A 22,182-nucleotide genomic window follows, 5' to 3' on the forward strand; every position below is an offset into this window, starting at 1 on the left:
AATAGCATCTATAACTGGATGGGATTACATTTTGTCAGCCCTAGCTACTGTTGCATGATTTTTGAAAATTGGTATAAGCAAATCGAAAATTATTTTGCTCACTGCTGTTACTGTACCTCTTAGTCACGCAAAGTGCTGTAAATTCATGTCAGCAATCGGGAGGCAGAGTCTCGCTGATAGGCCTTCCCAGGCTCTACCTGGGAACGAGGATTGATAGCCTTGGTTTTGTGGGATGGGCGTCCCGCGCGTCCGTGTTCTGCTTCTTAGCAGCAATGTGTACCGATTTGAATTAACCTAGAGCGTCCCATCGGATACAGATATAAACTGAAGTTGATCCGGCGAAACATCCTTCACCAAACCCAAGATATTGCCGCTGCTAGTTTCCCGAATCACCGTCGCCTTAGTATTTAAAATTCTAAAATCAGCCGTTCGAGGAATTCCCGGAGGAAAAGGGCCACTGCTATCGTAATCTCTGGCATCACCAATTGTTAAAAACCTTTCGCTCAAAACAATATTATTTCGCGTCAATCCAGATGCCAATCCAATTACATCCCCTTCAGCCGGATTGTAATCGAGAATAAAATCGGCAGGCACTTCATCTACATCAAAATTGCCACTAGGAGGCGGTTGAAGCGAACCAATTTCCCCCGAAGTTGCTCCCACTTCTGTGCGGACGACAAATAAATCTGCACCTTCACTTCCCCAAAGTCTATCAATTCCAGCATCACCGATGAGAGTATCGTTTCCACTCTCTCCTACTAAAGCATCATTCCCTTTGCCGCCGCGAATAAAGTCATTAGCCGTGCCTCCATAAACGTAGTCATCGCCTTGATCTCCGCTGACTAAATCGCTGCCACATTCTCCATAAAGAATGTCAAAATCTTGACCGCCGCGAATAGTATCGCTGCCGCAACCTCCGATTAAAGTATCTGTGCCGCTGTTACCGTTCATCAGTTCCGCACCACCGGAACCTCTGACAAAATCGTTGCCAGCTAAGGCGCGCAAACCGCCAGGAGTATTGCGTAGAATTCCATTTGCTAATAGAACAGCGTCGTGATTGGGAGTTAAGTCAAAAAAGTTGGGGTCGCTGCCTGGATTTGGCAATGGCCCTGTGAGTAATTTGATGTTTGGGGGATCTGCAATAATTGGGTCTGAATTTTCAGCTAATGCTTTAACTTCTCCGAGATTTGTTTCTAACATCTTAAGTTTCTCCTTTTTTGATTGACTTTGTTGATATTCTGATTTTAACAAAGGTTCCAATTAAGAAATCTGCGGGAATTTGGGGTTAAAACAATCAAATTACTGTCAAACTTGCCGGAGCCTTTATTCAACAAGCCGAGGTTATTGACACCAATCTGCGGGCCCAAATCCGCAAATATTTTGAACTGTATACCAATAATTCTGGGGATCGCGTACTCTATTACCCGTCAGCAGTCAGCGTGGGAAAACCCAGAGACTGCTAATTGTCATGAAACCTTGAGCTAAGTTCGGAATAATTAATATGCTAGACACTGCGATCGATTCTATTCAAGCCAGAGAAATCCTCGACTCCCGTGGCCGCCCCACCATTGAAGCTGAAGTTTACCTAGCTAACGGGGTTGTGGGGCTCGCCCAAGTCCCCAGCGGCGCATCTACAGGCTCTTTTGAAGCCCACGAACTCCGCGACGACGACAAAAGCCGTTATGGTGGCAAAGGAGTCCTAAAAGCCGTCGCTAACGTCGAACACAAAATTGCCCCCGCTTTGGCTAATCTCGATGCGATCGACCAAGCACTGGTAGACAAAACCATGATTGACTTGGACGGTTCCCCCAACAAATCCCACCTCGGTGCAAATGCCATTCTCGGAGTCTCCTTAGCCACAGCAAAGGCGGCTGCTGAGACTTTAGGACTCCCCCTTTACCGCTACTTGGGCGGGCCCTTGGCGAACGTTTTGCCCGTACCACTGATGAACGTGATCAACGGGGGATCTCACGCTAACAATAATGTGGACATTCAAGAATTTATGATTGTCCCTGTGGGTGCGCCCTCTTTTAAAGAAGCTTTACGCTGGGGGGCAGAGGTATTTGAATCTTTGAGTAAAGTCTTAAAAGCTGAGGGTTTGCTGACTGGTGTGGGTGATGAAGGCGGTTTTGCGCCTAATCTTAAATCCAATCAAGCAGCTTTGGATTTGTTGATTGCAGCTATTGAAAAAGCTGGCTACAAACCGGGTGAACAAGTTGCTTTGGCTTTGGATGTTGCTGCTAGCGAATTTTACAAAGATGGGCAGTATACTTACGACGGTGTGGCTCATTCGCCAGCAGAATTAATCGATTATTTGGATGGTTTGGTGAGTCAATATCCGATTGTTTCCATTGAAGATGGTTTGCACGAAGACGATTGGGACAGTTGGGTAGCGCTGACGCAGAAAATGGGCAGCAAAGTTCAATTGGTGGGTGACGATTTGTTTGTTACTAATCGCACGCGGCTGCAAAAAGGAATTGATTTGAAAGCTAGCAATTCGATTTTGATTAAGCTGAATCAAATTGGTTCTTTGACAGAGACTTTGGATACGATCGACCTCGGCAAACGGAACAGCTATCGAGCGGTCATCAGCCACCGTTCCGGTGAAACTGAAGATACCACAATTGCCGATTTAGCGGTAGCGACTCGCGCCGGCCAAATCAAGACTGGTTCTTTGTGTCGCAGCGAACGAGTTGCCAAATATAACCGTTTGTTAAGGATTGAAGACCAATTGGGCGATCGGGCAATTTATGCTGGGTTGATCGGTTACGGGCCTAAATAACACTTGGTAATCGGTAATTGGGAATGGGTAGTTGGTAATCGGTAATCGGTGAGTTTTTAATTTTCATCACCAATGCCCAATTCCCAATGCCCAATGCCCAATTACCAATTAAGGATAGAAAGCCAATTGTGGCAAACCCAAAGTTTCTTCCCAACCCATCATCAAGTTCATGCACTGGATGCCTTGACCGGCTTGTCCCTTAATTAAATTGTCGATCGCCGATAGTACAATCACCCTGTCAGTACGCGGATCGACTTCCACACCGATGTAACACAGATTTGTGCCACAAGCCCATTTTGTTTGCGGATAAACTCCAGCCGGCAACACTTTTACCCAAGGACAATTGCGGTAAAAAGCACTGAAAATCGTGATTAAATCTTCCCGCACCAAACCAGGATCACGCAAAGTTGCGTACACAGTCGCCAGAATTCCGCGCACCATCGGAATGAGGTGGGGAGTAAACTGAACTTTAATATCGTGTCCCGCTAAATCGCTGCAAATTTGCTCGATTTCTGGCGTGTGGCGGTGGCGGCCAACGCCGTAAGCGCCCAGAGAGCCCTCTGCTTCAGCTAACAAGAGATTAACTTCGGCTTTGCGGCCCCCTCCCGAAGCACCGGATTTGGCATCGATAATTGCTGTTTCTGGCACAATGAGGCCTTGTTTGAGCAAAGGTGCCAGCGCTAATAAACTAGCAGTGACGTAGCAGCCGGCACAGCCTACTAATTGAGCGTTTTTAATGCGATCGCGATACAATTCTGGCAAACCGTAAACAGCCGTTGCAGCCAGTTCAGAGTCCGATCGCTCGCCGCCGTACCAAGCTTTGTAAGTTTCCAGATTTTCAAATCTGTAATCAGCCGACAAATCCAAGACTTTGCAGCCTTTTTCTATCAGCGTCGGTGCCATTTTGCAAGCTAAACCGTTCGGCAGCGACAGAAACACAACTTCACATTTGGCCGCTATTTTGTCTAGGTCGATCGCTTCGACTGTCAAATCAATGCAGTTAGTCAAATGCGGATAAAGGCTGGAAAAAGGTTTTCCCGCACTGCTATCCCCACCCAAATACACTACTTCCGCCGCTGGGTGATCTGCCAGCAGTCGCACAAGTTGCACGCCGCCGTACCCTGAAGCGCCGATAATTCCTACAGGCACACGTCCAACATCTCCCATTTTCCTTTATCCCCTCAGCCGTTGAAGTCAAAAACGCTTGAACTTTTGCTGCATTGTAGTACCAAACGCCAACTTTGGTGGCAAAGAATTGTGTTGTTTTGTTTTGGAGGTGCATTTTTGTTAATTTTCCGGTATTTGACCCGCCCAAAAACGGAGATCAGCCCCCGCAGGGCCCAAGTTCGCCGCCCCAAATTTTAGACTCCTGTGGAAGAGCACACATTGATCTGTAGAGTAAATCTAAAATTCTTCCAATCTAAAATCTAAAATCTAAAATCGACTGACAGATCGCCAAAACCCTAAAATTAACAAACTGATGTGCGATCGTGCTATAAAAAATTTACTTTAACCCATCCACAAACCGGAGATTAACATTTTTCCCTGTTGCCTGTTGCCTCTTGCTTCTTCCATCGAACTTCTTCCATCGAACCTCTTCTCTCGAACCTCTTCCTATCTATGGGCATAGTTGTAGAAAACGTATCAAAACAGTTTGGCAGTTTCCAAGCACTCGATCGAGTCAGCTTAGAAATTGAATCCGGTTCCCTAGTCGCATTGCTGGGCCCGTCTGGTTCCGGCAAGTCTACGCTGCTGCGGCTGATTGCCGGTTTAGAAATGCCCGACTCCGGCAAAATCTGGCTGACAGGTGAAGATGCCACCAATACTAGCGTCCAAGACCGCAAAATTGGGTTTGTGTTTCAGCACTACGCGCTATTCAAGCACATGACTGTGCGAAAAAACATCGCTTTCGGGATGCAAATTCAGAAAACACCGCCCGCGAAAGTCAAATCGCGGGTAGAAGAATTGTTGAATTTAGTGCAATTGGCAGGATTGGGCGATAGATACCCGTCGCAACTTTCAGGAGGCCAGCGGCAGCGGGTGGCCCTCGCCAGAGCCCTGGCTGTAGAACCGAAAGTGTTACTGCTAGACGAACCTTTTGGAGCTCTCGATGCCAAAGTTCGCAAAGATTTGCGTTCTTGGTTGCGACGACTGCACGACGAAGTTCACGTTACCACAGTGTTTGTGACGCACGATCAAGAAGAAGCGATGGAAGTTGCCGATCACATTACAGTCATGAATAAAGGTAAAATTGAACAAGTCGGCACACCCGCACAAATTTACGACCATCCAGCTAGTGCTTTCGTAATGAGTTTTATCGGGCCAGTCAATGTCTTGCCCAGCAGTTCAAGAATGTTTCAAGACAACGGCTTTGATTCAGCCAACCCCGAGATTTTCTTGCGCCCTCACGACGTAGTAATTGAAACTACAGAAAATAGTGCAACAGTGCCGGCCAGAATCAGTCGCTTGATTCATTTGGGATGGGAAATTCAGGTAGAATTAACTTTAGATGACGGTCAAGTAGTAAACGCTAATTTGACTAGAGAAAGATTCGATAGCTTGCACTTGCAGCCCCAGCAAAGAGTGTTTGTAAAGCCGAAAGATGCCAAGTCCTTTCCGCTTTTTTATTCCATCTAAGACCAATTCTGAAAACTAAAGCTAAATTTAGATTGGATACGGCTTTTCCAAGGAGGTGGCGCGGTTCGGTGTATCTACAAAAAAAATTCTAGGGACACGGCACCGCGCCGTGTCCCTAATCTTTTATACTGACAACTGTCCGCTGACTACTGCGCGCTGAGTTAGTCTTTAATTTTGCTGACAGCTTTTTTGACTTGTTGCTCAAAGGATGTAGCTTGTGTATTGGAAGGATTTTTCATTTTTTCAATGTCAGCATCTCCCTGAACTTCGTTGGGCCCTTTGCTGGCTTTTTCTTGAGTTTCTTCCAAGGACATTGGTTTTTTCAGTACAACTTCTTGAGATTCTTTTTCAATCCCCAAAAGTTTGTCTTCACCTTTGGTGGGGCTGCTGGTAACGGCAAAAGCTGGGAAAGCATTAGAAACAAACATCAAGGCACAAAAACAAACAGCTATTAAAGTGCGAACTAAACGCTTGGCAGGAAAGTTAAAGCTGATAAAAGACATACAAAATTTCTCCGTTTTTAGAAGTTTTGATCGCTAAGATTGTTAACAGGCTGAAGCTCACTCATATTCTGCACAATCTTTAACTCAAGTTTGATAAAAGCAACCGTTGCTCTGTTTCAAATTAAGCTAATATATAATATTTAGCTGAAAAAGCTGGTATTTGAAATCCTTCTCAGGGAATATTTCTAGATGACTGGCGTCGGTCGCCCCAAGACATTTATGTAGAAGGCACTTGTGTAGAATCAAAAAAATTCTCTATAAGTGCCTTCAGATGCGCCTCACATAGCGGTATCAATTTCAGTAACGGGTTTTATCGTGGAGTGGGGGCGGGTTTATTTAGCCTGTTTGCAATGTGAGAGGGCGCTTGAGTGAACCTGCAGAGCGGTTTGTGGAAAATGTTCCTAGATATGAGATGCGCCCGACTATCCACTGACTAATGACTAATAACTAATGGCTGCTGCTGTCGCACGGGAACTTGATATTTTGCTAGATAAGTTTTAATTTCTCCTACACTGAGTTGCCCGTAATGCAGCAGGGAAGCCAGCAGGGCTGCTTCTGCTTTGCCCTGTGTCACGGCTTCGTAGATGTGGTGACAGTTGCCGGCGCCGCCGGAAGCGATGACGGGAATTTCTACAATTTCGGCAATTCTTCGAGTTAGTTCCAAATCGTAACCGGCTTGAGTGCCGTCCGAGTCCATGCTTGTCACCAGAATTTCGCCGGCGCCGCGCTGTTCGGCTTCCTTGGCCCAGGCGATCGCATCTTTTCCGGTATTTTCTCGCCCTCCGCGCACATACACGTCCCAACCAGGATTATCTGCGTCTTGCCGTTTGCGAGCGTCGATCGCCACTACAATGCACTGATTACCAAATCGATCGCTGGCTTTGTCAATTAAACTCGGATCGCGCACCGCCGCCGAATTAATACTCACCTTGTCTGCGCCCGCCCTCAATAAACTTTTAATGGTGTCTAAAGATTGGATACCGCCGCCCACCGTCAAAGGGATAAATACGCGATCGGCCGTTCGGTACACCACATCGATCATAATATTCCGGTCTTCGTGAGTCGCCGTAATGTCCAGAAACACCAACTCGTCAGCACCGGCATCGTTGTATACCTGAGCCATTTCTACCGGATCGCCAGCATCCTGAAGATTGACAAAATTGACACCTTTGACCACGCGACCGGCTTTCACATCCAAACAAGGCAAAATTCTTTTCGACAACATAAAATTCTCGTGTTTCTAATTTATTGACCGCCGCAGCGAGGAAAAGGCTTGTTGATATCTTCAAAAACATGAAGTTAAGCAACAAATCTTAAAGATACCTTGTGTTTAACCACTCTAGGTCTGAGCCGGAGAGCCATTTTCCAGTTTTTTGGTGCCCCCTGAGCATAAATAAAACTTGGCTCTGGGTGCGCTAGGCGACATTAGGTAGAATATTGGGTAGATAGTTATATTTTCCGCAACAAGTAGCAAATTTAACTCCCCAGATACATCTTTGGGGTGAAAAATATGACAATTTCGCTTATGATCGAACCATAACTACCTTTGCGGACGATCGAATTGTGGTTCGGCAATCCTGTATGGTTTGGTGCATCGACGATCGACTAAACAATTTTAGATTTGAGAACAGCCGATTTGAGGTTTTTTAGCAGCAATCTCAGTTATAAGCCGCGCGGTAAAGTTAAAATTTAAAGTTTAAAATCTCAAATCGGTTAATTTTGTGTCGTTTCTAGGACTGTTGTGACGAGTGCAACCCAATCCACATATGGTACTTCGCACAGAAGGCGGCAATCGCTACTTGCCGCTCTCCGGCAGCAATTGCTGGACAGTAGGGCGGAGCGATGACAATAATTTTGTACTGACAGATCGCTGGATTTCCCGTAATCACGCGATGTTACAGCAAATGGAGACAGGAGAGTTCTACCTAATCGACTTGGGCAGCCGCAATGGTTCCTTTGTCAACGGGCGGCGCGTCAGTATTCCTGTCACTCTCAGAAATGGCGATCGAATTATTTTCGGTCAAACCGAATTGGACTTCTACAACCCAACCGCGGGCCAGCGGCTCGATCCAATACACGACACAGACTCGGATGATTTTACGGCGACTTTGACGGTACGTAGCCTGATTAGCGTCATGGTAATGGACATCCGAGACTTTACTGTTTTGACTAGACAGCTAGACGAAACCCTCCTATCGGAAGTCATCGGCAATTGGTTCCGCAAAGCAGGACAGATTATTCGCGAACACGGCAGTTGGGTGGACAAATACATCGGCGATGCGATTATGGCCGTCTGGTTCCACAAAACCAGCGGTGTCAGCACCGAGGAAATGATGCGGATTTGCCAAGCTTTGAGCGAACTGCACAAGGCAACAGACGAACTCAGCAGCCGTTACCCCCTACCTTTTCCTTTGCGAGTCGGGGCCGGAATCAATACTGGTTATGCAATGGTGGGAAATTCTGGCAGCAGCGACCGATCGGACTATACCGCCTTGGGAGATACTGTAAACGCAGCATTTCGCCTTGAATCTTGCACCAAGCAACTCGGCAAGGATATCGCTGTGGGAGAAACGACCTACAAATACCTGACGCAATTGGGGGCCGAGGGCGCTTTCGAGCCACACACCGTGGCTTTGAAGGGTTACGAAACTCCCAGCCTGACTTACGCTGGTACTTATGCTGACTTGAACGCTTTTCTCAAAAGGAAAGGAAAGAGTTCTCAATAGCTAGAAAATGGGGTGCAGGGCAAAAATTAACCCTTTAGAATGGCAGTCCGAGTTTTTAATTTGGAGTGCTTTTTATAAACTTGCCTGCGATGCTTAAAAGTCGGTCATTATCATATATTGTTAGCTTTGTCAATATCGAAATGTAAAGTTTATAACAGCCCTCTACCTATTGCGGATTTATCTGAAAAACTGCATAAGCAAAATGGTAGTCTCTACATAAATGCTGTGTATGAAATTGGGAGACAAAACTTCATGAAACGATTGGGTCGTCTATTGGCAGTATTGGGCTTAGTGCTGGGCTGCTTTGCATGGGCTGGAGACCAAAGCGCGATCGCGGCGTCATTAAGCCGTATCGTCTTGCCATCATCCTCGCTCCTAGCTGTTGAAGCTCCGGCTAGAACCAATCGCGCCGATGAGAAGCTTGCCACAGAATACGGCAAAAAACTTGATTTGAACAACAGCGCCGTCCGGGACTTTCGAGAATTTCGAGGGTTGTATCCCACTTTAGCTCGACTAATTATTAAGAATGCTCCTTACGAAAATGTTGAGGACGTACTCAATATTTCAGACTTGACGGATGCTCAGAAAAAAGTGCTGCAAGCTAACATGGACAAATTCACCGTAACTGATGTTGAATCAGTCTTTATTGAAGGAGACAACAGGTTGAATAATGGTCTCTACGACTAGGTAGCAGCGCCCCTCATTTGAACGCAGAAGTCATTGGGCAGAAGGCATTCGGCAGAAAGAAAAATTTTTTTTCTAGCGGCTGATGACTTCTGCCTTTAATTTCTGAACACTTACTTTCAACCATCATTCGGCAAAAGCCGACCCAAATTCGCTAGATTGAAATAAGCGGGTTCCCCTGATTCATCTAAAATCTAAAATCTAAAATCTAAAATCGCTTGACTGACATTAGTTCAAGTCTACAGATGAATCTGGAGACTAAAATCTAAAATCTAAAATCTAAAATCTAAAATCTAAAATAGACTGGCGACAGACTTATGACTGACAAATTTGACGTATTGGTAATAGGTGCTGGCGCGGCGGGTTTGTACACAGCACTTTGCCTGCCAGAGCATTTGCAGGTGGGCTTGATCAATAAAAATACCCTACCTGTTTCTGCCAGTGATTGGGCTCAAGGAGGGATTGCCGCAGCGATCGCCCCTGAAGATTCGGCAGCGCTGCACGTTCAGGATACACTGGCTGCAGGAGCCGGTCTTTGCGATTTGGATGCGGTGAAATTTTTAGTTGAGGAAGCTTCAGCCTGCATTGACTCCCTGGTGAAAATGGGCGTTGCATTCGATCGCACCGGCCCAGATTTAGCCCTCACCCTAGAAGCCGCCCACTCCCGCCGCCGAGTTCTCCACGCCGCCGACACTACGGGCAAAGCCGTTATCAGTACGCTGACAGCAAAAGTATTGAGCCGCAAAAACATTCAACTCGTATCTCCTGCCTTTGCTTTGAGTCTGTGGCTAGACGAAACCGGGCGCTGCCAGGGCATTAGCTCGATTTGTGGCTCACAAGTCAAGTGGCTGCAGGCCAAAGCCGTGGTGCTGGCGACAGGCGGCGGCGGACAGGTTTTTGCTCAAACGACCAACCCGTCGGTAAGTACCGGGGATGGGGTGGCAATTGCGTGGCGCGCCGGGGCGCTGCTGCGAGATTTAGAATTTGTGCAGTTTCACCCGACGGCGCTGAGCACAGCGGGCGCGCCTCGGTTTCTCATTAGCGAAGCGGTGCGGGGAGAAGGAGCTCATTTGGTTGACAGTAAGGGATATCGCTTTGCTTTTGATTCTCACCCCAGCGGGGAACTCGCCCCTCGGGATGTTGTCAGCCGCGCTATTTTTCGGCACTTGCAAAAGACGGGGGAACCTCATGTTTGGCTGGATTTGCGCCCGATTGCGGTCGATCGACTGCGCTACAGGTTTCCCAATATTATTCAAGTGTGCGCTGATTGGGGAATTGATATTTTTTCCGAACCGGTGCCGGTGACGCCCGCAGCCCATTACTGGATGGGAGGAATTGTCGCTGACAAGTTTAACCAAACTTCTATTCCCGGTTTGTACGCGGTGGGAGAAACTGCGAGCACGGGGGTACACGGCGCTAATCGGTTGGCTAGCAATTCGCTGCTGGAATGTCTGGTTTTTGGGGCGCAGATGGGACTTTTGCAGGTAGAAGGTGGAACGCCCAAGGCACTCACAGATGAGTTCGAGGCGGGGGAAATCTTGGAAAAATCGGTTTCTGAAAAGGATATTGAGGCGATCGAAAAGTTGCGGGTCGAATTGCCGAATTTGGTGTGGCAGAGTGCGGGAATTTGCCGGGGACAACGCGATTTGGAAAGTGCGATCGTCCAACTTGAGATTTGGCGGCAAGAATTTGCTTCGTTGCCTTTGAGTCAAACGCTTGATAATTTACGACCCGGACAAATTATTGATTTTTCCCCTGCTGAGGCGGAGAATAGCTCGATTTTGCGAAATTGGGGAGAAGTGGGGAATTTATTGGATATCGGCTACTTGATTGTCAAAAGTGCTGCCTTTCGCACCGAAAGCCGCGGTGGACATTACCGACTTGACTATCCCCTCACCGATCCGGATTGGTGCAGCCATACTTTAATTAACCAATACAATTGGTACAAATCTCCGCGAATAGAAGATTGAAAATTTATTGAAAATTTGGGGTCAGCGCGTTCCCGTACCGTCACTTTTGGGGTTTCCGTTTGGGTCTGGTTCGTATTGTTTTGGGTAATTGGGAAACCTAGAAGTTTGGGCAACTGTCCAAACCGTGGAGGTTGAGCGCTGGGAGTCCCGCAAGCTAAGGTCTGTTGTTAAGTTGGTGGTTGAGTTGCTGGCCAGTCGAGCCGCAGTTGCGATGCCGATCGTACTCACTTGCAGGCAGGCAGCCAGGGTTGCCGTTGTTGTGAGCTGAATCAAAGTACGCATAGTATTCATAGCCTTATCTAAATCACTGATGTTTATGCACGTCCCTACAACCTATTATATCTATCAATTTCAGTAGTTCCACTGATATCTTTACATTTTCTTTAATTAACTTTTGTAAAGCTACGTAAACCTTTTTAAATCAAGGCTTTTTGCCGATTTAAATTTGATTTACCATCTCAGTTTGTGAATCTTTTAATATTTTTTAACATTTACAGTATTGAACCCAAAACCTCTATATGTAGCGTTAAACCTAAGCACATTACCGCTATAAGTAGCGCGTCAAACCATTTTTTGCTTTAGTCCTGATTGAGATGAGACGGCAATTTGCTGTAATAACTTTTATCTCTTTTGTAAGTCTATCTAATGACAGATGACAGATTATAGGAGTTTATATTATTAATTTCACTTCTTCGGACATTTTTTGAACGGTTTCAAAAAGTTTAGAGGAGTTACGGTTTCAGGAGCGAGCTATTTTTTCAAAGTTAGCTGTACATCTGAGGCCTGAAAATAATATCGCCCCACGGCTGAATTATGGTTTGAGGTCTAAAAAATGCTCAAATTTTGTCCGAAGTATTGAAATTTTAGATTAAAAAATTGAAGGATTAGAAATGACTTATGAAGCTCGTGGTTTGGAGCTGACCTACGCTTGCATTATTTATTGAAACAGGTATTAATTAAGAAAATTGATATTGATTTTTGCCGCGTTCCTTAGCACGATACATCGCAGCATCGGCATTCTTAACTAAAACCTCTGGCTCCTGACCGTCAATGGGATATAAACTAATGCCAATACTGGTAGTTACAGAAACTGTATGTTCTTCTAAAATAAAAGGCTGCATGATGGCATCGCAAATTTTTTCAGCTACTTTCGCAGCTTCCTCACGACCGGGAATTGCGGGCAAAATGACTGTGAACTCGTCCCCGCCCAACCGGGAGATTGTATCGCTGCCGCGCAAGCATTTTTTGAGCCGACTGGCAACTGTTTTTAAGAGTAAATCGCCCACATTGTGTCCGAGAGTGTCGTTGATTGACTTAAACCCATCTAAATCTAAAAAGAGTAAAGCTACCAATTCCTGAGTGCTGGAGGCTATTTCTAGAGACCGATGCAAGCATTCGTAGAACATTTGGCGGTTGGGCAAACCGGTAAGAGCATCGTGATAAGCTTGGTAGCTGAGCTCAGCATTTTTTTGTTCTAGGGCATTTGCCCGAAGTTGGCGCTCGGTAATATCTCTGATTGCTCCGACTAAAAATAGGTTGCCGGCAGCATCTTTATGCAGGGATCTTTTAGTCGCAATTAGATGCGTAACTCCGTGAGCGTCAGTAAAATATTCTTCATTTTCTCGCGGCTGGTGAGTTTGAAATACTAATTCGTTTTGCTGCCAAAATATCTCGGCTTCGGCTTGGGGAAATAAATCGTAATCGGTTCGGCAAGTTAAAATTTCTAAAGGATAGCCAATAAACCGACAATATGCCTGATTCAAAACTACGCAGCGGTGATTTCGATCTTTGACAAAAATGGGGTCGGGAATTGTATCGATTAGCGATTGTAAAAATTCTTTAGACCGTTTTAATTCTTCTTGTAAGTGAGCCAGATAACCCACAACTGCAGCACCAGAACCCACAAGACTGAGGATTGGAGGAATTAACGGTAGCCACCAACCTGCTAAAAATGCTAAGTATAAAGTGGCACTCAGACTTAGACAGATACTTAATAAACAGTAAGCCGATCGACCAAGCGATCGCAAATTCCAACTCACATTTGCTCCCGCCCAAGACCAAAGTAAAATCCACAGCAACTCCGCAGCCTCTGGCCAGACATGGATACCCCCGCGCCCGTCGAGTGCCGCACTCAAAATTTGGCTCAAGAAATGAGCCTGAAGCTCGACTCCAGGTATTTGCTGGGGAGGAGAAAACCAACCTGAACTGTAAGCATTTTGGTAAAAGTCTCTGAGGCTGGGGGCATTTGAGCCGATCAAGACAACGCGCGATCTTACAAAATCAGCAGTTACTGTGCCAGAGAGGACATCGCTCATCGATGCAGTGCGAAAACTGCCTCGCGGGCCGCGCAGGTTGGTCAAAATTTGATAGCCACGGCTGTCCGATCGAACGTAAGCACCGTCATTCGGTTGAAAAGGCCGAAAAACCCCCTTGCCTAACTGCAAGTATTTAGGATTGATTCTTGCTCGTTGAGGGGAAATCCCTTCGCTTTTGAGGTAAAGCAAAGCCAGTCTGAGTGCGAAACTTTGATGAGTTTTGCCGTCTCCGGGCCAAGCGTAGAGCAAAGTTCGCCGGACTTTTGAGTCAGCGTCGATGACAACGTTGTTGAAACCAATTCGAGCGAGCTTGTCAAGTACCGGAGGTGGCAGAACTCCGAACCTGGTTTCGTCTGGCATCAATTCAATGCCGATTAAGTTGGGAATAGTTTTAAAACTTTTGAGCAATTCGGCGTTACCCGGTTGAGTTGGCAAATCTCGGTAAATGTCGAGGCCGATGGCCCGCGGCTTGCCCGCGTGCAATTTTTGCAGCAATTGGGCCAAGACAGCATCCGAAATTGGGTAGCCGTATTTTTGCAAGTCAGCTTCCTTAATTTCTACAATGACGATGCGCGAGTCAATGGGTTCGGCCGGCCGCCAGCGCACAAAGTGGTCGAAAGCAGCCCATTCCCACACCTGAAAACATCCAAACCAGCGCATTAAAATGACCGTAGTAGCAACGGCACTCGCAGTAATCAATACTCGGCGTTCTTGATCGACCCATTTTTTGATAGTTTCTAGCATATTTTGGGGATTTGGACCTCGCCCTTTGAGCATCTAAACTACTACTACGTATCGGTTTTACATCTCCGGGGCGATCGGCTCAGTCGATTTTAGATTTTAGATTTTAGATTTTAGATTATCCAATTTTTTGGTTTTTCGGTGCGGGCGAATTGATCGACTTTAGATTTTAGATTATCCAATTTTTTGGTTTTTCGGTGCGGGCGAATTGATCGACTTTAGATTTTAGATTTTAGATTATCCAATTTTTTGGTTTTTCGGTGCGAGCGGGCTGCAAGAGCAGAAAATCGGTTCCGCAACCCAAATATGCCATTTCAACAATCATTCTGGAAGCAAAAACCCGGTTTCTTGCATTTTTATGTAAAAGTTTTAGTAGTAATTCACTGATCTAAATACTAAAAACCCACAACTTGTTTTAAAATTTTTCTTTCTGACTAATTCTTACTATTTTTTTATTTATTATAGATTATAGATGCGAGATTTTAGATTAATTTCGCAACGAGGCAACGATAAACTAAGTTAAAAACCAGGATATTTCCTGCCAATCAATCTAAAATCTGTCATCTCTAATCTCCAACTTTTCTGTTAGTTTTGAAAGTTGCGCGGGCCGGTGTAACCCGATAAATCAGCGAGTTTATCCAAAGATTGTGTCCCCGAATAAAACTGACCATTAATCTCCCAAGTCGGGAAACCTTTAACATTCGCAGCAGCAGCTTGGCAAATTTCAGCGCGGGAATTTTGCCCCCTGGGATCGCATTCAAAATAATCAATTATTTTGGCTGCTTGTTGACCGAACAGTATTTTTTGGTCGTGGCAGTGGGGACACCAGTAAGCGCCGTACTCTTTAGCGCCGATTTGTCGGAGGTGGCGGGCCAAAGCAAGTTGTGCCGGGCCGGAGGTTGTAGTGACGGCAGGGGGTTCAATTCCGGCGGTAGAGACAATAGGAGGAGGTGAGTTGACGCTGTTATAAAGTCCCAAGGCACCGATCGAACTCACCATTGCCACCAAAATGCCTGTAAACACCAACTGTCCGATATCTTCCCACTCGCGCCCGACTAGCACCAGCACAAACAGCGACAGCGAAAATAAGGCAGAAGTGACGCAATAAATGCACAGATCCTGAATTTCAAAAGCCATCAAATAGATCAAATAGCTGCTGAAAATTACCATCGCAGCGGTGATGATAAATAGCGCTTGCCAAGTTTTATTTTCTAGTTGAGAGTGCAGTCCTTTCTTGGTGTCGGGATTTACAGCTTTGGGAGCCCATGCCAGGATTGCTATGCTCAGGTAAGCTAGACAGCCTAACAAACTTAAAGGCACTGTGCCAAAGACTGTAGCGTAGGGACTGTTGAGAACTTTGTCACAGCCGCTGGTGGGACAAATGACCGAGCCAGTCGTGAATTTAGCGATCGTGAGATAGGCCGTTTCTACGACGCCTATGGCTGCGATCGCTGCCATCAGAGTCCTAGACCAGCGATGAATCCAAGGGGTTGAACGTCGGCGAATCATTTTTTGATTTGGTAATGAGGGAATTGGGAATTGTTGACTGTTGACTAATGACTGTTAATTGTTAACTAATGACTGATAACTGATAACTGATGACTACTGCCAACTGCCAACAGTCAACTATTCTCATTTTACGTTTTACTTGTGACTTTGCCCGGTTCCGGTGTGGGCCCTCTTGAGCCATTAGCGTCTCTGTTTTCCTGTTCGCGTTCTTTCTGTGACAAGCTACGGCGGGCGGCTTCTACAAACTGACTGACGCGGATCGGATCGATTGGCTGCTCGATGCGGCCGTTTCGCTTCAGGGAACTCGATACGATTACGCCGTCAGCGGCCTGCATGAGGGTGGAAATGTTTTCCCACGAGGCGCCGCTGCCGATGAAAACTGGAATTCCCGCTGCTGCTGCACTCGCGAGTTCTAAGTCTTCGAGATTGGGAGGGCTACCCGTTGTCCAGCCGGAAAGGATTACGGCGTCGGCTAAAGCTCGCCCGATCGTCTCTTGAACGGCTGTGGTCAAGTTGGGGCTGCCTAGGGGGCGCCCGTGCTTGACTAACACGTCTGCTAATATTTTGACATCGCTGCCCAATTCCCGGCGGTAGCGCAGTAGCTGGTGAGCTTGGCCTTCAATTAAGCCTTGGTCTGTAGCCATGATGCCGTTGAGGACGTTGACGCGGATGAATTGAGCTCCTGTGCAGGAGGCGATGGCGATCGCGCTGTGGGCGTCGTTTCGCAGCACGTTAACGCCGATCGGCAGCGTCACGAGATTTGTTAGCCTCTCAACTACCAGAGTCATGGCACTTACCACCGCCGGATCTACGCTGTCTTTAGCAAAAGGAGCGTCGAAAAAGTTCTCGACTATGATACCGTTTGCGCCACCAGAAGCCAGCGCTGTAGCCTCTTGCTCGGCTCTTCCGATAATAGCTTTGAGGTTTCCGCCCCAGCGGGGAGAAGTTGGCAAAGGCTGTAAATGTACGACACCGATTATGGGATTCGGCGTTTTGAATATTTGTTTTAAGTCCACGGATTTTCCTGAAACCACCAAGTTCACTGACGGCTGACGGCGGATTTTGACGGTATATTCTAGAATTCTATATCCACGAGGGCGATTCGGTTGACTTAATCGGGTTGCCAAGTTGCTCAAAGCCCGACGGCATAACATTTTAGATTTTAGATTTTACAAGGACGACCTACTTACTTCGCTCCAAGAGGGATACTTGGTTCAAGACAGGAGTCCTCAAAAGCCAAAAAAGTTTAGATTTTAGGGAGATTTCCCAGATTCATCTGTTGTGGAGTCAATGCTTTAATCTTTAATCTAAAATCGACTGACTACAATCGGGGTTGAAAGCTTGACTGCAGTTGCATTCTTTTTTATACCTTGGTGTCGGCAGGGGTTTTTCCTTCTCTATCGAGGTTAAGTGGTGAAAGTTGTTCTCATAATTTTGGCTGTCACCGCAGGATTGTGGGCAGCAATCGAAGTGCTGCTGCGGGTGCTGCTGGGTTTTGGTAATCCCTTGATTTACATTGCCGATGCCGAGTGCGGCTATTTGTTGGCGCCCAACCAGAAGGTGCGCCGCTTGGGTAACCGGATTGAGATTAACGAGTATTCGATGCGTACTGGATCGATCGCCCCGATACCCCCTCCAGAAACTCTGCGCGTCTTGCTGTTGGGAGATTCTGTCGCCAACGGTGGTTGGTGGACACATCAGACAGATACGATCTCGGAAATTATGGCTCGGGATTTGAGACTGCAAGTACAGAATCGGGCGAGCGATGCACAATTAGGTTCACAAGTCAACTATTCAGATTTTGAAGTTCTCAACGCCTCAGCCAATTCTTGGGGGCCGAGGAATCAACTTGCTTACGCCAAGCGGTTTGGTGTTTTTGGGGCAAATGCTGTGGTGTTGCTGCTCAATACGGACGATTTTTTTGCATCGGCTCCCTGTCCTCTGGTTGTGGGGCGCGATCGATCTTACCCGGATCACAAACCCCGATCGGCTACGCTAGAGTTATTGAGCCGCTACCTGCTCCCTGCAGCGCCGAGTGCCCCATTACCACCAGCCGTAGCTACAAGCGGCGATGTAGTAGCCTGCAACTTAGAAGCTATTCGCCAAATCCAGAAAATAGCTGTATCCGCCAACGTCGAGTTTTTGCTAGCCGTCACGCCGAAGCGGGGTGAACTCGGCGGCCCGGGCCCTCGCGACTGGGAAGTCAATGCTAGAGCGCGTCTCGCCGAACTCGTAGAAACAGAGAAAATTACTTACATAGATTTTCTTCCCATTTTCAATTGTGCGGCCGAATTTCCAACTTTGTATCGAGACAGCATTCACCTGAGTCCTCAAGGAAATCAGCTAGTTAGCAAAACCATCAGTCGTCAAATAGTCGCTTTTTTTTGGCATAAATCGTGACTTCACCTAAAGACGGATACTTGCCCACGACTTCTGTTGTCGAGAGCAAAAAACTTTAAACCTTAGTTCAAGCCCCCACATTCATCTGCGGAGTCAATCTTAAGATCTAAAATCGTTCGACTGAGCGCAACTCGACGCTCGCACTCGCCGAACTTCTCACGCCGAATTGTCCAATCTCAAATCGACTGACATCGAATCCGGTTGCATGGGAACAGTTACCCTCTTCAACGAACAACAAACCCAAACTGTAAAAGCACCCGGAAACGACAGGATTTGTCTCGATTTAGCTAACTTGCAAAGTAGACTCTAGCTCTTTCGGATACCAAGCTTGACCGTCGAGAGCCATTTGCTCGATCGAACTCGCAAGTCGCAGAGCTTTCAGAGCTTGTTCTCCTCCCACAGAAGGCTGATTTCCACCCCGCACGCAATTAATAAAATGCTCCAATTCTGCGTGGAGCGGTTCAATATTGCTGGTGTAAACTTTCTCGATCAACCCATCTTGACGGTAAAGCACCTGACCGTAATCCGTCACGTAATTGGCGGTTGTTTGTCGGTGAATCAAGATTTCGTTGTTGAGAAAATCTGCCTCTGTCAGAGAATTTTTGCAGTGAGCCACGATTGAACGGAGTTTGCGGTGCGTCACCTTACTGGCAGTCAAGGTGGCGACAATGCCGTTAGCAAAGTTCAGCGTCGCTGTCACGTAGTCTAAATAACCTGAATCTGAGGCCCTGCTGCCGCTGGCCGTCAGCTTCACCACTTGGGAATCTGCCAATTCCAGGAGCAAGTCGATGTCGTGGATCATTAAATCCAAAACTACCGATACGTCGTTAGCCCGCTGGGAATAGGGACTCATCCGGTGAGCTTCCAATGCCAGTAACTCTTCAGTTTTCAGCACTTTGCCGAGTTCCTGAAAAGCTGGATTGAAGCGCTCGATGTGACCCACTTGTAAAATCCGGTGGGCCTCAGCAGCCGCGTTGACCAAAGATTCGGCTTCGGCAATGCTAGCCGCGATCGGCTTTTCAATTAAAACGTGAACACCCGCTTGGAGACAAGACATCCCCACAGGGTGATGCAGGCGAGTTGGAACGGCGACGCAAACTGCATCTACGTGGGCGAGCAAATCTCGGTAGTCTTCAAAGAAGCGAACCCGGTATTTGCTTGCTACATCTATTCCCCGCTCTACATTTATGTCTGCAACACCCACGAGTTCGATATCTTTTAGCAAGCTCAGAACTCGCGTGTGGTGCTGGCCCATATTGCCAACCCCAATCACCCCAATGCGGAGGGGTTCAGGTTGACTTCGCTGGGCGAAAACGTTTGCGTATCCCAATGACATCCTATCTAGCACTCCTGGATTCTCCTCCACCACCACAGGAATCAAGCCCCTTGGCTTCCCTCAGCTACTCACAGCCATCCAGATAGTACCACAGTCAAACTATTTGTGAAGAATTTCTAAGAGAAGGAAGGATCAAGACGACAGAAGGCTGACGGCTGACGGTAGACGGTAAAATTTGTAGAAATTATTAATTGACACAAGGTACACTTTATGGTAACGGAGGGTCGAATTACGTGACCTCAAAATTGCCAGAGGAAGGAAACAACCTTAAAATTCAAAACTTGATCTCCTACCTTCTACCTTCAGAAAATATTCGAGTTGCAAAATTTTGCTCTCGATTCGGAGACAGAGCTCTGGCTTTCAAAATCGCGGCTACCAAAAACGCATAGGACAAAACTCCCACCAACGCCAGCAAAAGTACGCTGGCGGCTCCTGACGCATTCCACAAAGCGTGAAGTGCGGAAGCACTGAAATACCCTACGCCCAAAATTTGCCAGCGCTTCCTGGGTTTGAGGGCGCTCAAACCGATAAAATATCCCAAATAGCCACTGTAAGCCATGTGTCCGGCAGCGGAACCCAAAATGCGGGGAATGAGCAACTGCAATCCTACTAATTGTCCCGCCTCGGCCCCTGCTTGCAGGGTGACATTTTGGATGACATTGGGAACGTACTGTCCCAGAGTTTCTAACAGTGTAAAGCCGACTGCCGAGGCACTTCCTAACAGAATTCCGTCTAAAGGTTCCCAAACACCGATTCGATCGCGCCACGGATTTTTGAGCCAATTTCCCAGCAGCATCGCTCCCAAAACGGGCAGGGCTTTCAGCAATTCTTCCATCAGACCCGCCCCGAAAAACATTCGGGTCAAAAAAGGCAAAAAACTGATTGCTTCGCCTTCGGTTGGCAGGCGACCGGGCAAAATTTCTCTAAATACTAATATAAATCCAATTAATAAGGGGCTGATCACAATCAGGACTGTAGCTAAAGCCGAACCAAGCAATACCCACCAAGGCTTGTGTTTGCCGCACAGTTGATAGATAAAGTAGTAAGCCGCACCGGCGAGGTAAGCTGACAGCAGTAAGTTGAATGCTGCGGAATTTCCAACGGCTACAAACATCGACACGACAACAATAACTGTGGCGATACCTGGATATAAGTAAGCTTTTTGGCTTAATTGTTTGCCAGTGGAGGCGATCGGGAATAATTGAGTTAAAGTGAGAGCATCTTTTTCGCTACCAGCAAAATTGCCCGTTTGTGGTGCAGGGAATCCGGGTTGATTTTGGTAAGGGGTTAGGGGAGATTCAAATATAAATTCCGGGCCGTCAAGGCCGAGACTGATGCGATCGCCTGTTTCTAAAGTTTGGCAGCCAGAGAGCTTTTTTCCGTTGATATAAGTTCCGTTAGCGCTGTTGAGGTCGCAAATTTCCCATCTCGTCAAAGTACCCTGAGTTAGGGGACGAATCATGGCGTGGCGACGGGAAACCATGCCGTGACCGATCGACTCTAAAGCTATTTGACAATTGCGATCGCGTCCGATGACCAATTCCCCATCTTCAGAAAGTTGGTACTTGGATGCTGGCGTTCCCACAGCGTCTTTGGCTGGCACTTGTCGCAGAAATCCGATTTCATTAGTCATGAGTTATGAGTCATTAGTCATTAGTCATTAGTCATTGGTCATGAGCTCTGTAGCTGTTAGCTGGTGTTATTTTGGAGCAGTCTTTATTCCACAGTTATTGGTTGTTAGCTGCTGACTAATTACTAATTACTAATTACTAATAACTGCTGACTAATGACTAATGACTAATAACTCTGCTTATAGATTTGCCCTGGCATCCTGAACGGCGGCATAGAAAAATATGCCAGTTAGCGGTACGCTCAGGGCGAGGATGATGCCCGTGACTAAATTGCCAAGTTGAGCTTCTCCCGATGACAGCTCAAAGATAGAGCCGACTGCCGCGATCGCAGTGATGCACGAAAGAGCTAAAAGTAAACCACTTTTCGGAGTTCCTGCCATCATACTGATTTTACGGCCTTGGGGGAAAATTTATGCTTGACTAATGCTTCATTCAGTGCAAGCTTGTTTTCTACTCTGTCTACAAACAGCACTCCATTGAGGTGATCCATTTCGTGCTGAATTGCCCTAGACAGTAACTCTGTTGCTATCAGGGTTTGTGGGCGGCCGTATTCGTCGCGGTAGGAGACTTCAATGACTTCTGGGCGTTTGACTTCTAAATAAACTCCCGGAATGCTCAAACACCCTTCTTGCAAGATGCAGATATCGCTGCTGCTACTTTTAATGGTGGGATTGATCAAAACCATTGGGGGTGTGGCGGGGTTTTCCGGGTCACAGTCGAGGACGATTACTTGTTTGTTGACTCCGACTTGGGGGGCGGCCAAACCGATACCGTCGGCACTGTACATGGTTTGCAGCATTTCTCGGACTAGCTGCCGAATTTCTGCATCGACGCTTTTGACGCGCTTAGCTGGCTGCCGCAGAACGCGATCGCCTAATGTGTGTATTGTTAGGGGCGGTTTTTCTAACTTTTTCTTTTCAATCAAGACCTGAGCCGTCATAAAACCTC

The 22,182-nt window shown here is 46.9% G+C and carries 18 protein-coding genes; 6 read left to right on the plus strand and 12 right to left on the minus strand.

Annotation, left to right across the window (positions count from 1 at the left end):
• Positions 1–294: 294 nt before the first annotated feature.
• Positions 295–1,200 (minus strand): calcium-binding protein, encoded by a 906-nt coding sequence (locus QT994_RS23775; protein ID WP_333178920.1) that lies wholly within the window; start codon positions 1,198–1,200, stop codon positions 295–297.
• 301 nt (positions 1,201–1,501) lie between these two features.
• On the opposite strand from QT994_RS23775, the gene eno reads away from it, so the two are divergent.
• Entirely contained in the window at positions 1,502–2,782 is a 1,281-nt protein-coding gene (eno, locus tag QT994_RS23780) for a phosphopyruvate hydratase (RefSeq protein ID WP_445243943.1), read from the plus strand.
• A 108-nt stretch (positions 2,783–2,890) separates the two neighbouring features.
• Here the strand turns inward: eno and argC are convergent, their stop codons facing one another.
• Positions 2,891–3,949 carry an N-acetyl-gamma-glutamyl-phosphate reductase gene (gene argC / locus QT994_RS23785; RefSeq protein ID WP_333049472.1) on the minus strand — a complete coding sequence of 353 codons (1,059 nt, stop codon included), beginning with the start codon at positions 3,947–3,949 and terminating at the stop codon, positions 2,891–2,893.
• A 453-nt stretch (positions 3,950–4,402) separates the two neighbouring features.
• Here argC and QT994_RS23790 point away from each other — a divergent pair, with 453 nt between their 5' ends.
• Positions 4,403–5,419 (plus strand): sulfate/molybdate ABC transporter ATP-binding protein, encoded by a 1,017-nt coding sequence (locus tag QT994_RS23790; RefSeq protein ID WP_333049470.1) that lies wholly within the window; start codon positions 4,403–4,405, stop codon positions 5,417–5,419.
• A 161-nt stretch (positions 5,420–5,580) separates the two neighbouring features.
• Here the strand turns inward: QT994_RS23790 and QT994_RS23795 are convergent, their stop codons facing one another.
• Positions 5,581–5,922 carry a low temperature-induced protein gene (locus QT994_RS23795; protein WP_333178923.1) on the minus strand — a complete coding sequence of 114 codons (342 nt, stop codon included), beginning with the start codon at positions 5,920–5,922 and terminating at the stop codon, positions 5,581–5,583.
• 433 nt (positions 5,923–6,355) lie between these two features.
• Positions 6,356–7,147 carry an imidazole glycerol phosphate synthase subunit HisF gene (gene hisF, locus QT994_RS23800; RefSeq protein ID WP_333178926.1) on the minus strand — a complete coding sequence of 264 codons (792 nt, stop codon included), beginning with the start codon at positions 7,145–7,147 and terminating at the stop codon, positions 6,356–6,358.
• A gap of 541 nt (positions 7,148–7,688) precedes the next feature.
• Here hisF and QT994_RS23805 point away from each other — a divergent pair.
• The 3 genes from QT994_RS23805 to nadB all read left to right on the plus strand — a co-directional run bounded on the left by QT994_RS23805 (position 7,689) and on the right by nadB (position 11,302).
• Positions 7,689–8,648, plus strand: a complete 960-nt coding sequence (locus tag QT994_RS23805; RefSeq protein WP_333049467.1) for an adenylate/guanylate cyclase domain-containing protein — start codon at positions 7,689–7,691, stop codon at positions 8,646–8,648.
• Between the two features lie 252 nt (positions 8,649–8,900).
• Positions 8,901–9,335, plus strand: a complete 435-nt coding sequence (gene psbU, locus QT994_RS23810) for a photosystem II complex extrinsic protein PsbU (protein WP_006635850.1) — start codon at positions 8,901–8,903, stop codon at positions 9,333–9,335.
• Between the two features lie 314 nt (positions 9,336–9,649).
• Positions 9,650–11,302 (plus strand): L-aspartate oxidase, encoded by a 1,653-nt coding sequence (gene nadB, locus QT994_RS23815; protein ID WP_333178930.1) that lies wholly within the window; start codon positions 9,650–9,652, stop codon positions 11,300–11,302.
• 21 nt (positions 11,303–11,323) lie between these two features.
• On the opposite strand, the gene QT994_RS23820 is transcribed toward nadB, so the two are convergent.
• The 4 genes from QT994_RS23820 to btpA form a co-directional block, all read right to left on the minus strand.
• The gene (locus tag QT994_RS23820; protein WP_333049462.1) at positions 11,324–11,593 is read right to left on the minus strand and encodes a hypothetical protein; all 270 of its coding nucleotides are present in this window, start codon (positions 11,591–11,593) and stop codon (positions 11,324–11,326) included.
• A gap of 665 nt (positions 11,594–12,258) precedes the next feature.
• Complete coding sequence (locus QT994_RS23825) at positions 12,259–14,394, minus strand: CHASE2 domain-containing protein (RefSeq protein WP_445243944.1); 2,136 nt, start codon at positions 14,392–14,394, stop codon at positions 12,259–12,261.
• A gap of 549 nt (positions 14,395–14,943) precedes the next feature.
• Positions 14,944–15,867 (minus strand): vitamin K epoxide reductase family protein, encoded by a 924-nt coding sequence (locus QT994_RS23830; protein ID WP_333049459.1) that lies wholly within the window; start codon positions 15,865–15,867, stop codon positions 14,944–14,946.
• A gap of 128 nt (positions 15,868–15,995) precedes the next feature.
• The gene (gene btpA, locus QT994_RS23835) at positions 15,996–16,883 is read right to left on the minus strand and encodes a photosystem I biogenesis protein BtpA (RefSeq protein WP_138921119.1); all 888 of its coding nucleotides are present in this window, start codon (positions 16,881–16,883) and stop codon (positions 15,996–15,998) included.
• Positions 16,884–17,280: 397 nt separating this feature from the next.
• Here btpA and QT994_RS23840 point away from each other — a divergent pair, with 397 nt between their 5' ends.
• The gene (locus tag QT994_RS23840; protein WP_333178936.1) at positions 17,281–18,267 is read left to right on the plus strand and encodes a GDSL-type esterase/lipase family protein; all 987 of its coding nucleotides are present in this window, start codon (positions 17,281–17,283) and stop codon (positions 18,265–18,267) included.
• A gap of 283 nt (positions 18,268–18,550) precedes the next feature.
• On the opposite strand, the gene QT994_RS23845 is transcribed toward QT994_RS23840, so the two are convergent.
• The 4 genes from QT994_RS23845 to def form a co-directional block, all read right to left on the minus strand.
• Complete coding sequence (locus tag QT994_RS23845) at positions 18,551–19,603, minus strand: Gfo/Idh/MocA family protein (RefSeq protein ID WP_015178266.1); 1,053 nt, start codon at positions 19,601–19,603, stop codon at positions 18,551–18,553.
• A 289-nt stretch (positions 19,604–19,892) separates the two neighbouring features.
• On the minus strand, positions 19,893–21,236 hold the full coding sequence (locus QT994_RS23850; RefSeq protein ID WP_333178939.1) for a PrsW family glutamic-type intramembrane protease: 1,344 nt from the start codon (positions 21,234–21,236) through the stop codon (positions 19,893–19,895).
• 177 nt (positions 21,237–21,413) lie between these two features.
• Positions 21,414–21,614 carry a hypothetical protein gene (locus QT994_RS23855; protein ID WP_199292547.1) on the minus strand — a complete coding sequence of 67 codons (201 nt, stop codon included), beginning with the start codon at positions 21,612–21,614 and terminating at the stop codon, positions 21,414–21,416.
• The gene (def, locus tag QT994_RS23860; protein ID WP_333049453.1) at positions 21,614–22,174 is read right to left on the minus strand and encodes a peptide deformylase; all 561 of its coding nucleotides are present in this window, start codon (positions 22,172–22,174) and stop codon (positions 21,614–21,616) included. The genes QT994_RS23855 and def overlap by 1 nt, the downstream gene beginning before the upstream one ends.
• Between the last annotated feature and the right edge of the window lie 8 nt (positions 22,175–22,182).

The organism is Microcoleus sp. S13_B4 (assembly GCF_036700885.1).
Lineage (GTDB): Bacteria > Cyanobacteriota > Cyanobacteriia > Cyanobacteriales > Microcoleaceae > Microcoleus.